Here is a 14,009-nt window from a genome sequence, read left to right as displayed (position 1 = left end):
CGCTGAGAGAAGGTTTGACAACACCCCTCGCCCGCTTTAATTTTGTAATTGGTCAGTCCAATTAACATCGCTATAAATCGAAGGTCAACCCGGAATGTTCAATCTGTCTCCCGTCGCGGTTCCCGATCTCTCCGGCCGGTCGATCCTCGTGAGCGGCGCCGGCAAGGGGATCGGCGCCGAACTGGTGCGGCTTCTCGATGCGGCGGGCGCCCGCATCTTTGCCGGCGTCCATGCCGCCGATACGGTGGAGGACCTGCCTGCGCGCGTGACGACGCTCGCCCTCGACGTCACCAGCCAGCCGGCGGTGGATGCGGCCCTTGCGGCGGTCGAGAAGGAGGCGGGCCGGCTGGACGTCCTCGTCAACAATGCGGCGACGATCTCGACCATCGCGCCGCTGGCCGCCCTGCCGGCCGCCGCGCTCGCCCACGCCTTCGAGGTGAATGTCGTCGGCGCGCACCGGCTGACGCTGGCGGTCCTGCCCTTGCTGCGGGCGTCGCGGGGAAAGATCGTCAATGCGGGAACCGGGGCGGCGACGACGCCGATGGAGGGCTGGACGGCCTATTGCTCGTCCAAGGCCGGCCTGCAGATGCTGACCCGCATGATGGCGCTCGAACTGTCCGGCGACGGCGTGAAGGCCTTCTTCCTCGGCATCCCGCCGACGGACACGGCCATGCAGGACAAGATCCGGTCCTCCAACCTCAATCCGATCAGCAAGATACCCAAGGAGAGGCTCGTCCCGGCCGTCGTCCCCGCCTCCTGCATGGCCTGGCTTTGCGGCCCCGGTTCGGACGGGCTGGAGGAGGTCCTGCTGGATGTGCGCCAAGACCTCTTCACCCGCCAGATGGACCTGGCGGGCAAGGCCTGATCCGACGCGTGCCTCATGCAATGCTCGATTTCGTAGGGGGCTCCTTCGTAGTCGAGCATTGATGAATGGGATTCCTGGCTCCGCGCCGCCGACGACTTCGCCAGCCAAAGGCAATTATCCGGGCAATGCCTTAAACGCGACGGAAGTCTGTCGATAAGGCTCGCCGCCCTGATAGAAGAAAGTCGGACGTGGATATAATCCTATGTCTGCGCCGCGCACGGCCATAACCGGGCGAGAACCAAAATCCCGCAAGGGGAGCATGCTCAATGAAACATTTTCTCATAACCATTGCCTCCACCTCGCTTTTGCTCTCCGGGCTCGCTCTTGCTCAGGACGGCAAATCGCCGCGACGTATACCGAGCGACAAGCAAAGCTGGACCAAGGCAGTGAATACGCAACTGCAGCGCCGAAGTGCCTATGTAGCGTCCAAGGCGCGTATGCAGGGCATCGAAGGCGAGCTCAAGCTGAAGCTGGGCTTCAAGCTCTCATCCGACGGGCAGGTTTCCAACATCCGCATCATCGAGTCGTCAGGCAACGAGGCGGTCGACAAGATCGCAAGTGAAATGCCTCAGATGGATATTCCTTTCCCGGACTTTACCCCCGACATGGGGAAGAACCCCATATCGCTCGTCGCACCGATCATATTGCATCTCGAACCGGAGCAGCCGGTTGAAGAAGGTATGGCACCGCCGATTGATCCAGGTTCGCACCCCCAGGACTTCAGAAATCCGAGCGGGTCTGAAATCCAGGGGCAGTGATCAAGGTATCGTAGCCGGCATGAACGACGCTCGCCGTCACGATGATTGCAGTGCGAGCGTCAAGATCATCGGCGTGCAGCGCCGTGTGCTGGCATCGGACGGGCCCGAAGCCTCATGCTTCCAGCGGTATTTCAGCCCGGGGATCTGCGTGTGACCAGCAGAGCGACCGTCACCATGCCGCCCGCAAGCAGGAAGGTGACGCGCAAGCCGCTGGCGATGGCCACGGGCGAGGCCAGACCGAGATCGTCCGTCCCGGCGGCGAAGGCGAAGACGGCTCCCATTGCGGAGGCGCCAGCGATCAGACCGGTATTTCGCGACAGGTTCAGCAGGCCCGAGACACTTCCCCGGCGCTCCCTGGGAACGTCCGCCAGTGCTGTGGTGTTGTTGGCGGCCTGAAAGAGCTGGTAGCCGGGCGCCAGGATGGCGATGCCCAACGCGTATCCGACGACGCCGATCGCCTGCGGTAGAAACGACAGCACAAGCGCTCCGGCAATGAGCAGGATCAGCCCGCCGGCGAGCACCCTTCCCGCACCCCAGGCATCGACCGCCCTGCCGGATGGGATGCCGCTGACGATCGAGGTCACCGGACCGATCGCCATCACCAGACCGACCGCCAGCTCCGTCAGGCCAAGTCCGAGACCGAGATAGAAAGGGCCGACAACCAGCGTCGTCATCATGACGGCGGCAACGAGAAGATTGGCGAACAGGCAGGCAAACGAAACTCCTGCCCCCAGCGAAAGCAACCCCGAAGGGCGATCCATCGCCCTTGGCGTATCCGGCGGCAGCGCGATGGCGGACAGGATCAAAGCCAGCATCGCCAGCGGGACCTGCACCAGGAAAATCCCCTGCCAGCCCGCCATCGTCAGCAGCAGGCCTCCAAGCGAAGGGCCGAGTGCCGTCCCGAGCGCCGATACCGTGCCGAGCAGACCCATCGCCTGCCCGATACGATCCTCGCTTGCCGTCTCGCGCACGAGGGCCATGGTCAAGCTCATGAGGAAAGCGGCTCCGACGCCCTGAAGCGCTCTCGCGCCCACGAGAAACCAGAGGTTCGGCGCAACGGCGCAGAGCAACGCCGCCGACGCGAACAGGCCGAGCCCCACGAGCTGCATACGCCTCAGCCCATAAGCATCGCCAAGCCGGCCGGCGATGACGACCGAGATCGTCAACGCCGCGAGATAGGCAATGACGACCCATTGGACATGCTGGAACGACGCAGAGAATGCCCCGGTCAGCGCCGGCAGCGCGATGTTGGCTATGCTGGTGCCGAGGGATGCGAGCAGCATCGAGAGCGCCAGCGCCGCCGTGACCATCCTGTTTGCCCTGTCCGACGTGCGTGATTCCGACTGCTCCATGTCCCTGCCCTCTTGCCTCAAACGCTGTTGGAGAGCAGTCTACGAATTCAAGTCAACTTGAGGTCAAGCATGAAGTTTCTCGACATTGGCGAGGTCTCGGCAGGCTCGGGCGTAGCGCCCTCCGCATTGCGGTACTACGAGGAGATCGGCCTGATCTCATCCGTTTCCCGGCATGGACTGCGGCGGCAATTTCCGCCCGAGGTGCTGTTGCAGCTCAAGCTGGTGGCGATGGGAAAGGCAGCGGGCTTCTCGCTGGAGGAGATTTCCGGAATGTTCGGCAGCAACGGGTCGCCGAACCTGTCGCGCGCGCTGCTGCATGACAAGGCGGACGATCTCGACCGGCAGATTCGCCAGCTCATGGCGCTGCGCGACACATTGCGCCACGTCGCCGACTGCCCGGCTCCATCCCATATGGAATGCCCGACCTTCAGGCGGCTCGTGGAGGTCGCGGGAAAGCGTGGCGGCAAGCGAGCAAGAAGAGGCGGGGCGAGAAAAGTCGTTCCTTAAATATGGTGACGGACAGCGGCCTTGCCGCAAGATCATGGGGACCGCGAACGACGTCCTGCCGCATCCCTTTGGCGGTGCCCTGTCAACGCTGTTCGCGACGAAGGCGCTGTGTTTCCTGATGGAGGTGATCCCGGCGCCGCGCGAGCGCATCCGTCGATCGGCGGCGGTGCCCGCTCAGGCGGTCTCGGTCATTCGCGGCGCGGCCTCTTGCCGGGCACTCTATCGAACCGACAGCATCCGGGCAAAAAGCGGGGAAAGACGCCGACAGATGGCGTCCGGATCGTGCTTCTCTGCGTAGATGGCATCGTCGACGACGCCGTGCATGCCGTCGAAGATCATGAGCGCGGCTGCGCGTATGTCGGGGAGCGTCCATGCTCCAGCCTCGATACCTTCGGCGAGCAATGCCGAGAGCTGCGCGATGACGATCTCCTTGTCCTTCGGGTTCCGGTTGCTGGGTCGGAATTCGTGGAACACGACGTCGTGCAGCTTGTAGTTGGCGACATAGGCAGAGACCGTTCCGCGCAGCCATGCCGCGAAGCGGGCCGGATGATCGTCGGGCGGACATTGCCCGATCGCATCCGCCACCGCGTTCGTGAAATCGCGAGAGAAGCGCTCGCGCAGCGCCAGGATCACGTCCTCCTTGGCCGCGAAGTAGTGGTAGAAGGTGCCCTTCCCGACGCCCGCCTTCTCCACGATGTCGTTGACGGTCGTCGCCTCGATGCCCTTATCGATGAACAGCCCGGCGGCCGCCGACATCAGATCGTCCACCCGGACCTCTGCGGGAAGGATCAGGCGCTTGCGGGCCGGACGAGCCCGCGCCGCACCACCGGTTTTCGCCCTGACCGCCATTAAAAATCTCCACGCCTGAATCGACCCTCGGTCGATAGTTGCCATATTACGACGGTTCTGGAAAGACTTACATGATTGACCGACGGTCGGTCTATCTGCATTAATGCCCGGGAATCAAAAAGATCGGGTGCATCATGCCTTCTTCCCGCAAGCCATTCGCCGTCGCCGCCGTCTATCTCGGAACCTTCATGGCAACGCTCGCGATCAGCATCGTCAGCGTCGCCCTGCCCGCCATCCAGGCCGATCTCGGAACAAGCCTTTCCGGCCTGCAATGGGTGGTCGGCTCCTATACGCTGTGCCTGTCGGCGTTCATGCTCTCGGCCGGCCCGCTCGCGGACCGCTATGGCCGCAAACGCACATGGCTGGTCGGGGTCGCCGTCTTCACGATCGGATCCATGATCTGCGCGGCCGCATCTTCGCTCGCGATGCTGATCGTCGGCTGCGCCCTCCAGGGCATCGCCGGCGCGCTCGTCATTCCTGGCGCGCTGTCGATCCTGACGCAGGCTTTTCCCGATCCGGGCGAGCGCGCTCATGTCATCGGCGGCTGGTCATCCTTCAGCGCGGTCTCGCTGATCCTCGGGCCGATGCTGGGCGGCCTGCTGGTCGATCATGTCGGCTGGCCGAGCATCTTCCTCGTCAACCTGCCGATCGGCATCGTCACGGTCTGCCTCGGCCTGTGGAGCGTCGAGGAGAGCGCCCATCCCGACCATGCTGCCCTCGATCCGGCCGGCCAGGCGCTGAGCATCGTCTTTCTGGGCGCACTGACCTTCGGACTGATCAATGCGGGCCATGCCGGCTGGCTTGCAGGCGCGACCACGCTCTCTCTTGCCGCTTCGCTATTCGCTCTCTTCCTCTTCATCCTCGTCGAGCTTCGCGCCGAACGGCCGGTCCTGCCCGTCGACCTGCTGCGGCAGCCGGCATTCGCCTCCGCCAATTTCGCCTCCTTCGTGCTTGGCTTCTCGGGCTATACGAGCCTGTTCCTGTTCTCGCTCTTCCTGCAACAGGGTCAGGGCTGGACCGCGACGGAAGCCGGCTGGCGCATGGCCCCGGTCTTCGCCATGATGCTCGCCGGCTCCGCACTGTTCGGCAGGCTGACCCGGCGCTTCGGGCTGCATCGGCTGATGATCGCAGGCTACGTTCTGCTCGGTGCGGCAATGCTGGCGATGACAGGATTTTCGCCGCTGACGCCCTACTGGATCGTCGCGCCGACCTTTGCCCTGCTCGGCATCGGCCTGGGCCTGGCCGTCCCCGCCACCGGCGCGGCGGCCATGGAAAGCGCGCCGCGCGAACGGACCGGCGCAGCATCGGCGACGATGAACGCGCTACGCCAAGGCGGCATGACCATCGGCATCGCGCTGCTCGGCACGATCATGAGCGGAAGGGCTGTGGCCTCGCTGGAGGACGCACTCGCAACGCTGGGCAGCGGCGATGCCCCTGTCCTCGCCGCGGTAGCGATCCAGCGCCACGAAATGCCCGCGGGCATGAGCATCGCACTGGATGCTTTCCGTATCATGCTGCAAGAGGCTTATTCGCAAGGCTTCGCAGTCGCGGCGGGCGTAGCGGGCATTCTCGGTCTTGTCGCCGCGCTGACGCTGGTGGTCTTCGTTTCTCGCTCAGCCGGACGAAAACGCTGACCTCCTGCCCCAAGTGAACGTCATGCCGAGGATACTCACGGCGGGCCAGTGAAATCCTCGCGCTTGGCACGGCGCGGCTTCAACGATACCCCGCCACGCATCGTCTGAAAGTGGCTGCATCCCGATCTCTTCGACAATCTCGATCCGGCGGGAATCCGGACGAGGTCAACGATCGCCTTCTCGCTGTGCCGATGCAAGGCACTTACTGGAACGGACTTGACGGAAGTCGCACAGCAAGGCGGCCCGTGCTCCGCCTTCGAACGTCGGGCACATAGGTGGAAATTCCACATCGCCTAACGCAAGCACTTCGGCCGTTTGTCGATACCGGCCGCCGCACGCCAAGACAGGTTCGACGCTCCCTCGTTCGGCAATTTCCAGCCCTCAAGTCTTGCAAGGATAAAACTTACCTCCCGCCGCCCAAGACTATGACACGCGGATCCTCCGCACGGTGCCCGGCTACCTGCTGGCGCAGACCTCGCTGCCGCCGTGCTGGCCGCAACCATGCCGGCGCCATCGACCATCCTCGTTGCCGGATGTGGCACGGGCAGCAAAATCCTCGCCATTGCCAGGGCCTTGCTGGGCGCCTGCATCACCGGCGTCGATCTTTCGCCTGGCATAATCGCCGCCGCGCGCCGGCGCATCGACGATACCTGTCTTTCCGGCCGCGTCCGTCTTGAGACCGCGACGGTCGACGCGCTGGACGACAGGCCGGACCACGACGCCTGCATAGTCTCGATGATGTTGCACTTCATCGCCGACGACGGCGGCAAGGGCGCCTTCCTCCCGGGCATCCACCGCCGGTTGCGCCCTGACGCAAGGCTCGCGCTGATCGATCCTGCCGCGGACGAAGGCCGTGCGCCAGCTTGCGGCGAACGGGCTCGACGCCGAGGTTGCAAGGCGATTTCATTTCGTCCCGTTGCAGCGCGATGGAACGTAGAGGGGGGCGAGGTCGGTCGTGGTCTGGTTCAGGGACCTGATCAGCTCCTCATCCTTCCGGCTCGGCTCCGGCCGTCCGTAGAAGAAGCCCTGGACCTCGTCGCAGCCTTCTTCGAGAACGCGGTGCAGGTGCGCTTCCGTCTCGACGCCCTCCGCCACGGTCGTCACGCCGAGACGCTTGCCGAGATCGGCAATCGCGCCGACCACGGCGGCCGATTCCGGCCGCTGGATCGCATCGCGGACGAACGAGCCGTCGATCTTGATCTTGTCGAAGGGAAAGGCGCGCAGGTGCGTGAGGGAGGAATAACCGGTTCCGAAGTCGTCCAGCGCCACGCGCACGCCCATGTCGCGCAGGCGACGCAGGTCACCGATCCCGCCATGTTCATCGTGCAGCATGGCGGTTTCGGTCACTTCGACTTCCAGCCGTTCTGGCGACAGACCGGCGCGCGTCAGCGCGTCCAGGACAGTGTTCGCGATCGTTCCCTTGCCGAGCTGGGCAGCCGAGACATTGACCGCCACGCGCGCGCCGTCCTCCCATTCCGCCGCGTCGCGGCAAGCGGTGTCCAGAACGAAATCGCCGATCTGGTCGATCAGGCCGCTCTGTTCGGCAACGGGTATGAACTCGGCCGGTGAAATCCAGCCGCGCTCCGGATGGTGCCAGCGGATCAGGGCCTCGCGCGCCGTGACCTTCTTCGTGTGGACATCGATGATCGGCTGATAGAAGACGAACAGCCCTTCCCGGGTCTGCAAGCTGTCGCGCAATTTCGCCTGAAGGCGCATGCGCTCCTGAATCCTGCTTTCCATGTCTTCCGAGAAGACGCGCCATGTTCCCTTCCCGGCGGCCTTGGCGGCATAAAGCGCCATGTCGGCGCGGGCGAGCAGGGACTCGCCGGTATTGCCGTGGCTCGGGGCAATCGCAATGCCGATCGACGCGCCGATCTGGATGTTCCGGCTGTGCTCGAGAGCGTAGGGTGCCGACACGGTCTCGATGATGCTGGTGGAGAGCTGTTCCAGCGCGCGTATCCGGCCATGGGGCACGAGCACGGCGAATTCGTCGCCGCCAAGCCGCCCGATCGTCATGGCCGGATCGTCACAGGTGGCGTGCAGCCGTTCGGCGACCTGCCGCAGAAGCTCGTCGCCGACGCGATGTCCCCGCGTATCGTTGACGAGCTTGAAGCCATCGAGATCGATAAACAGAAGACCCGGACCATCGCCGGGCGCGGCGATGGTGGTCTCCATTCGCTCCCCGAACGTGACGCGGTTTGCAAGGCCGGTCAGCGTGTCGTAGTGGGCGAGCTGATGAATGCGCCTTTCCGCTTCCACCTCCTGGGTGACGAGCGCCCATGTGAGCATCGGTCCGAGATAGCTGCCATCGTCGGCCATGATGGCCGCCACCTTCACGTCCAGCACTTCCGGGCCGAGATTCATGCGCCCGTGGAACGGCAGGTTGGCGGGATCGGAGAGAATGCGGCGCTGATGCTCCGGGTTCTTGTGGAAGACGTCGATCGATGAGCCGATCAGATCGTCAGCCTTGATCGGCATCAGATGTTCGACGCTGCGGATCAGGTTCTTCGAGGTTTCGTTGACATAGGTGATGGCGAGGCTGTCCGGATCGATGGTCATGACGGCGACCGGCATATTGTCGATCATGCGTAAAAGACGGCTCTGCTCCTCCTGTTTCCGGCGCGCCTCGGTCTGCGTGTTCACCATGCGCGCGAAGGTGTGATAGTTGATGTTGAGGACCACCAGCATGCCGATCGAGACGAGGGCAATGTTGATCGACGTGGCGATGAAGGTCGGTTGCCCGGTGGCAGCGAAGAAAGCGATGAAGGCGCCATTGACGATCAGGGCCACGATCAGGGCGGCCGAACGAAGGTGCATCAGGCTGAAGATGCAGGAGATCACCGTGATGGCCATGTAGAATGCCAGATGCGAACGGGCATAGGCATCGCCATAGGGAAAAAGGAGGAAGGACCAGGCGGTGAAGGCGACGGCAATGCCGCAGGCAAGATAATTCACCTTTCTCAGGGCACGCAAAGCCTCTTCCGGCGTCGGATCGACGTGGCGGGACTTGCGCCAGTGCAGGACGCGAACAACGCAAACGAGCGTGAGCAGGGCCGGAATCCCTGTCGTCAGCCAGAACGGGGCGATCGCCATATATGTCGCGGCGGCGGCCCACGTGCTCGACAGGAGAATGAAATACATCAGCGGCAACTGCCGCGAAAACGCGCGATATTGCGCTTTGAGCAGTTCCGGATTGCCCTTCGGAACCGACATGAATGCACGGATGACAATTACCGCCTGCTTCACTGACGCTCTCCCTTCCGCCTGAACGTCGGGAAGGCGACCAGTGGGCCTGTCTCAAGACCCAGGGAAAGGAGCGGGGAATAGAGGCGCGGATGCATGAAGGCGGCTCCAGCAGCTTGGTGTTCTAAAAGCTCGGTTGACCGAACCCGCCTTCATGCCGGAGCGATAATGTCCTATCTGTTCGGTCAGGCTAAAGTAGCGATGCTTTCTTTATGCTTTCGAATGCTTGCCTGAAGTTGGAGGTGCTTTCTCATGAAAATTTGCGCTTATTTTACGCAAATCCTCCCGGCCAGCCGGCAGGGCGCGAGGGATTGCGCAGAATCAACGCGGCATTTTCAATTCAAGGCTTATCTCCGATCGGTCGGCATCGCCTACAGGTTGATTATTCCGCTTCGGATCGCGAAGATCGTCATGTCGATGGCGGTATGGAGATCGAGCTTGCGCATCGCCGATGTTCGATGTGTATCGACGGTCTTGATGCTGACATTCAACCTGTCGGCAATGGCGCGGTTCGTTGCGCCCGTCGCCACCAGGCGAATGACTTCGATCTCCCTCGGGGTCAGCATGTGCAGTTCGTTCTTCGGCCGCGCCCCGAGCGGCGGCCGGCCGAGCGCCGCCGAGACATGGCTTCTGCCCGCGACGATGGCGTCGATGGCGGCAAGGAGCGCTGCATCCTCTTCGGTTTTCAGCACGTATCCGCGTGCCCCCGCCTGCACGGCTGCGGCGAGGACCCTCTCGTCGGTATGCATCGTGTAGATGAGGACGCCGATGCCCGGCAGGTCCCGGCAGAGCTGGCGGGTCACTTCGAGACCGTTGAGCACCGGCAGGGCGTAATCGAGAATGACGAGATCGGGCCTCAATGTATGTGCGAGCCGGAGCGCATCCTGCCCCGTCTCGGCCTCCGCGCAGACGCTCAGGCTTGGGCGCTGCGACAACATTGCCTTGATTCCGGTTCGAATGAGCGGGTGGTCGTCTACGACGAGCACCCGCAAATCCCGCCGCTCGGCGATGTCCATGTCATCCGTCACGGGTCATGCCTTCATCCAGCTTCGGCATGATTTCTAAACGAGATTGCAGCGGCAGGCGAATGCAAACCTTCGTCCCTTGACCGGGCTGGCTGGCGATGTCCATCCGTCCTGCGCTCTGCTGCACGAATTCCTGCACCTGGCTGAGGCCCATCCCGTGCCCTTCCTGGTCCTCTCTCGTCGTGAAGAACGGGTCGAAGGCCTGACGCTGCACTTCATCCGTCATGCCGGTGCCCTCGTCCTCGACGCTGATTTCCACCCAGCCGGCCTCGTCCGGTTTCCCGCTCTCCTTCACCGCGCCGACCCCTATGGTAATCCTGCCACCATAGGGCATGGCATCGCGGGCGTTCAGCACCAGATTGATGATGGCGGCCTGGAATTGCGCCCTGTCGACACGGCACGGGTTGTTCTCCTCAGAAAGAACCGTCCTGATTTCCACGCCAGGCCCCGCAGCCTGCCGGGCGATCGGCAGGACCTCCCTGACGAGATCGCACACGTCGGCGTGCTCAAGATGAAGGTCGGGATTTCGTGCATATGTCAGCAGGCGGTTGACGAGCGTCCTCCCCGCATCGAGCGTCGTGTCGATCTCGGCCAGAAGCCGCACTGCCTCCCTCCTGTCATCGACGATTGGACGCAGGACGACCGTGGCCGAGCGGATGATCCTCATGAGGTTCCCGCAATCATGGGCGATGCCGCCGGCAAAGCGCCCAAGCGCTTCCAGCCTCCGGGTCTTCTCAAGGCGCAGGCGCGCAGCCTCCTCGCGCCGGCGGCCGCGGCGGGCCAGCCATTCGAGAAGGACGAGCAGGGCGAGCAGAATGGCGGCTCCAATCGACACCACGAGAGCGTGGGCACGCCACGGCCGCATGACATAGTCTTCGTCGAGCGTCACAAGCACGACAATCGGCACTCTCTCCAGCCGCTGATAGCCGAGGATGCGAGGCACACCGTCAATGGGGCTCCTGTTCCAGCCGACGCCGGGATTGCGGACGGCGAGAAGGCTGCGAAACGGTTCGCTGTCTGCGAACGACCGGCCCATCGCCTGTTCCACCGCCGGCGAGCGCGCAAGCAAGGTGCCGTTGTCCAGGAACAGCACGGTCGTTCCCGCACCGACGGAAAGCTGCCGGTAGAAGCTTTCGAAATAAAGCGGCTCCACCGCCGCGACGACGATACCTATGAACCGGCCATCCGCACTTTCGATGCGCCGGCTCATGCTGATGAACCAGACCCCGCGAGAACGGCTCTTCAAAGGCTTGCCAATGTGGAGCCCGAGGGACCTATCCGTCTGATGGACCTTGAAATATTCCCGGTCCGCCAGGCTGACATGCGGCGTGGAGGGAAAATCGGTATCGTGAATAATGTAGCCGTCACGGTTGATGACGAAGATCGCGCGAACGAAAGGCATATCCGATAGCCTTCGATGAAGGTTGGCACGGAACATGACGTCATTGTCGCCAATCGCCGGATTTCTCTCCAGCTCCGTTGCGATATCCTGAAGGTTCACGTCGACCGACTGAAGCGTTCTCGCCACCTGCTCCGAAATGAGGTGAACCAGGTTGGATGCGTTGTCCTCCGCAGCACTCACCGCTTCGCCATGGCTACGCCAAAGTTCGTAGGAGAGGAGAAGCGCAATACACAATCCGAGCACCAGAGCGGGCCAGGATTGCAATATTCGCCGCGCGGACAGCCCGAATAGCCTTGAAATCCATGTGAACCGTAAGAGCATGTTGGTTATTCTAGTTTTCCAGTTCTTGCCTCCCAGCATCTTTGAATCACGTCTTCGATGTCACGCTATTGCGCGGCAATTGCTGGGATGAAACATAGCGTGAGCTTTGCCGGACCGCTTCGTTCCGGATCGCACAGCTATACCATCGCGCATAAACGGACAGGTGCGCATACTGTGCACGCCAGCCCTGCGGCGGCATGGCGCAGGCGCGGATCCTCGCAGGTTCTGCCGCTGGCGCCCGCCTCAACATACCGCTTGCCGGCATCGTCTTCGCCGCAGCCGGGTTTCCGCTTCATTTTCCCTCCTCCAGCCGTCCAGCCGCATCTTGTCCGAAATCGCCGTTGACCGGCGCGCTACATTTTCTATAACGGCTTCATTCACCCCGGACCCGGTGAAACTCCGGGTGGCTCTTCTGGCCGCCGATCCGCCAGACAACGCAAAGCATCAAACCTGTTCACAAGGCCGGACGCCATCCGGTCTGGATGCGCTTCTTTGCGGACTTTTCCATGTTCAACCTGACGACCTACAAGCGCGAGTGGTTCTCGAACATTCGTGCCGACATTCTCTCCGGCATCGTTGTCGCGCTCGCTCTCATTCCCGAAGCCATCGGCTTTTCCGTCATTGCTGGCGTCGATCCGAAGATCGGGCTCTTCGCCTCCTTCGCCATCGCCTGCGTCTCCGCCTTCGCCGGCGGCCGGCCGGGCATGATCTCGGCCGCAACGGCGGCAACCGCCGTGCTGATGGTCACGCTCGTGAAGGAGCATGGCCTCGAATACCTCTTCGCCGCCACGCTGCTGATGGGCCTGATCCAGATCTGTGCCGGCTTCCTGAAGCTCGGCCGCGTCATGCGCTTCGTCTCGCGCTCGGTCATCACCGGCTTCGTCAACGCACTGGCAATCCTGATCTTCATGGCGCAGCTGCCCGAGCTCATCGGCGTGCCGGGATTGACTTATGCCATGATCGCGGCCGGCCTCGCGATCATCTATCTCCTCCCCTATGTCACCAGGGCCATCCCCTCGCCGCTGGTCGCCATCCTCGTCCTGACCGGCATCGCCTGGTGGGGCGGCCTGGACCTGCGCACGGTCGGCGATCTCGGCGAACTGCCGTCGGCGCTGCCCATCTTCGCGCTACCGCAGGTGCCGCTGACCTTCGAGACGCTGCAGATCATTTTCCCCTATTCCATGGCGCTTGCCGCGGTCGGCCTGCTGGAATCATTGCTGACGGCGCAGATCGTCGACGACATGACGGACACGCCGAGTTCGAAGAGCCAGGAATGCATCGGTCAGGGCGCCAGCAACATCGCCTCCAGCCTGATCGGCGGCATGGGCGGCTGCGCCATGATCGGCCAGTCGGTGATCAACGTCACATCGGGCGGCCGCGGGCGACTTTCCACCTTCGTGGCGGGCGCCTTCCTGCTGTTCCTCATCCTCGTGCTGGACGATCTCGTGCGCATCATCCCGATGGCCGCGCTGGTCGCCGTGATGATCATGGTCTCGGTCGGCACCTTCTCCTGGCGCTCGATCCTCGACTTGCGCCGCAATCCGCTCTCGTCCTCCGTCGTCATGCTGGCAACGGTCGCAACCGTCGTTGGCACGCATGACCTCGCCAAGGGCGTGCTCGTCGGCGTTCTGCTCTCCGGCGTGTTCTTCGCCGGCAAGGTCGCAAAGCTCTTCCACGTCCGCTCGGCGCTGAGCGCGGACGGCACGGAGCGTACCTATCACGTCGATGGCCAGATCTTCTTCGCCTCGGCGGAGAGCTTTACCGCGGCCTTCGATTTTACCGAAACATTGCGCAAGGTGACGATCGATGTCACGCAAGCGCATCTCTGGGACATCACCGCCGTCGGCGCGCTCGACAAGATCGTCCTCAAATACCGCCGCCAGGGCGTCGATGTGGCCGTCATCGGCGTGAACGAGGCAAGTGCCCACATGCTCGACCGCTTCGCGCTCCACGACAAGGAACATGCGGCCTTCTCCGCGCCGGGCGGACACTGAAATGCAGAGGCCCGGAGTATCTCTCCGGGCCTGATAATCCAGGGTGTTGAACGACCTTG

10 protein-coding genes, 1 pseudogene and 1 other annotated feature are annotated in these 14,009 nt (G+C 63.1%); of the genes and pseudogenes, 6 read left to right on the top strand and 5 right to left on the bottom strand.

Annotation, left to right across the window (positions count from 1 at the left end; genetic code table 11):
* The first annotated feature begins 94 nt into the window (after positions 1–94).
* Both ACZ1A1_RS04110 and ACZ1A1_RS04105 read left to right on the top strand, forming a co-directional pair.
* Entirely contained in the window at positions 95–865 is a 771-nt protein-coding gene (locus ACZ1A1_RS04110) for an SDR family oxidoreductase (protein WP_463618885.1), read from the top strand.
* 266 nt (positions 866–1,131) lie between these two features.
* Positions 1,132–1,623: an energy transducer TonB gene (locus tag ACZ1A1_RS04105; RefSeq protein WP_463618884.1), complete on the top strand. Its 492-nt coding sequence runs from the start codon at positions 1,132–1,134 to the stop codon at positions 1,621–1,623.
* Positions 1,624–1,754: 131 nt separating this feature from the next.
* On the opposite strand, the gene ACZ1A1_RS04100 is transcribed toward ACZ1A1_RS04105, so the two are convergent.
* Complete coding sequence (locus ACZ1A1_RS04100; RefSeq protein ID WP_463618883.1) at positions 1,755–2,975, bottom strand: MFS transporter; 1,221 nt, start codon at positions 2,973–2,975, stop codon at positions 1,755–1,757.
* A 69-nt stretch (positions 2,976–3,044) separates the two neighbouring features.
* Here ACZ1A1_RS04100 and ACZ1A1_RS04095 point away from each other — a divergent pair, with 69 nt between their 5' ends.
* Complete coding sequence (locus ACZ1A1_RS04095; RefSeq protein WP_463618882.1) at positions 3,045–3,482, top strand: helix-turn-helix domain-containing protein; 438 nt, start codon at positions 3,045–3,047, stop codon at positions 3,480–3,482.
* A gap of 219 nt (positions 3,483–3,701) precedes the next feature.
* On the opposite strand, the gene ACZ1A1_RS04090 is transcribed toward ACZ1A1_RS04095, so the two are convergent.
* A complete protein-coding gene (locus ACZ1A1_RS04090; protein WP_463618881.1) occupies positions 3,702–4,331 on the bottom strand; it encodes a TetR/AcrR family transcriptional regulator in 630 nt (209 codons plus the stop codon).
* Between the two features lie 134 nt (positions 4,332–4,465).
* Between ACZ1A1_RS04090 and ACZ1A1_RS04085 the strand changes: the two genes are divergently transcribed.
* Positions 4,466–5,965 carry a DHA2 family efflux MFS transporter permease subunit gene (locus ACZ1A1_RS04085; protein WP_463618880.1) on the top strand — a complete coding sequence of 500 codons (1,500 nt, stop codon included), beginning with the start codon at positions 4,466–4,468 and terminating at the stop codon, positions 5,963–5,965.
* Between the two features lie 501 nt (positions 5,966–6,466).
* A pseudogene (locus ACZ1A1_RS04080) lies at positions 6,467–6,730 on the top strand (class I SAM-dependent methyltransferase); the annotation flags it as partial.
* A 138-nt stretch (positions 6,731–6,868) separates the two neighbouring features.
* Here ACZ1A1_RS04080 and ACZ1A1_RS04075 read toward each other — a convergent pair.
* The 3 genes from ACZ1A1_RS04075 to ACZ1A1_RS04065 all read right to left on the bottom strand — a co-directional run bounded on the left by ACZ1A1_RS04075 (position 6,869) and on the right by ACZ1A1_RS04065 (position 11,995).
* Positions 6,869–9,211: a putative bifunctional diguanylate cyclase/phosphodiesterase gene (locus tag ACZ1A1_RS04075; RefSeq protein ID WP_463618879.1), complete on the bottom strand. Its 2,343-nt coding sequence runs from the start codon at positions 9,209–9,211 to the stop codon at positions 6,869–6,871.
* A gap of 368 nt (positions 9,212–9,579) precedes the next feature.
* Positions 9,580–10,224, bottom strand: coding sequence for a response regulator (locus tag ACZ1A1_RS04070; protein WP_463618878.1), 645 nt, complete (start codon positions 10,222–10,224; stop codon positions 9,580–9,582).
* A 1-nt stretch (position 10,225) separates the two neighbouring features.
* On the bottom strand, positions 10,226–11,995 hold the full coding sequence (locus ACZ1A1_RS04065) for an ATP-binding protein (protein WP_463618876.1): 1,770 nt from the start codon (positions 11,993–11,995) through the stop codon (positions 10,226–10,228).
* A 342-nt stretch (positions 11,996–12,337) separates the two neighbouring features.
* Positions 12,338–12,393 (top strand) — a sequence feature (sul1 is cis-regulatory element that is thought to sense ions involved in sulfur or methionine metabolism; They are found in Alphaproteobacteria).
* A gap of 69 nt (positions 12,394–12,462) precedes the next feature.
* Here ACZ1A1_RS04065 and ACZ1A1_RS04060 point away from each other — a divergent pair.
* Positions 12,463–13,950 (top strand): SulP family inorganic anion transporter, encoded by a 1,488-nt coding sequence (locus ACZ1A1_RS04060; RefSeq protein WP_463618875.1) that lies wholly within the window; start codon positions 12,463–12,465, stop codon positions 13,948–13,950.
* Positions 13,951–14,009: the final 59 nt, after the last annotated feature.

It is taken from the genome of Shinella sp. R2-11 (genome assembly GCF_055330205.1).
The sequence above is the reverse complement of the archived record's forward strand: the minus strand, read 5'-3'. Positions and strand labels throughout refer to the sequence as shown.

Excerpts from the sequence above, each read along its gene's own strand:
- ACZ1A1_RS04095 (WP_463618882.1), top strand. The coding sequence starts at position 3,045 with ATGAAGTTTCTCGACATTGGCGAGGTCTCGGCAGGCTCGGGCGTAGCG.
- ACZ1A1_RS04090 (WP_463618881.1), bottom strand. The coding sequence starts at position 4,331 with ATGGCGGTCAGGGCGAAAACCGGTGGTGCGGCGCGGGCTCGTCCGGCC.
- ACZ1A1_RS04100 (WP_463618883.1), bottom strand. The coding sequence starts at position 2,975 with ATGGAGCAGTCGGAATCACGCACGTCGGACAGGGCAAACAGGATGGTC.
- ACZ1A1_RS04060 (WP_463618875.1), top strand. The coding sequence starts at position 12,463 with ATGTTCAACCTGACGACCTACAAGCGCGAGTGGTTCTCGAACATTCGT.
- ACZ1A1_RS04065 (WP_463618876.1), bottom strand. The coding sequence starts at position 11,995 with ATGCTGGGAGGCAAGAACTGGAAAACTAGAATAACCAACATGCTCTTA.
- ACZ1A1_RS04110 (WP_463618885.1), top strand. The coding sequence starts at position 95 with ATGTTCAATCTGTCTCCCGTCGCGGTTCCCGATCTCTCCGGCCGGTCG.
- ACZ1A1_RS04085 (WP_463618880.1), top strand. The coding sequence starts at position 4,466 with ATGCCTTCTTCCCGCAAGCCATTCGCCGTCGCCGCCGTCTATCTCGGA.
- ACZ1A1_RS04105 (WP_463618884.1), top strand. The coding sequence starts at position 1,132 with ATGAAACATTTTCTCATAACCATTGCCTCCACCTCGCTTTTGCTCTCC.
- ACZ1A1_RS04070 (WP_463618878.1), bottom strand. The coding sequence starts at position 10,224 with ATGGACATCGCCGAGCGGCGGGATTTGCGGGTGCTCGTCGTAGACGAC.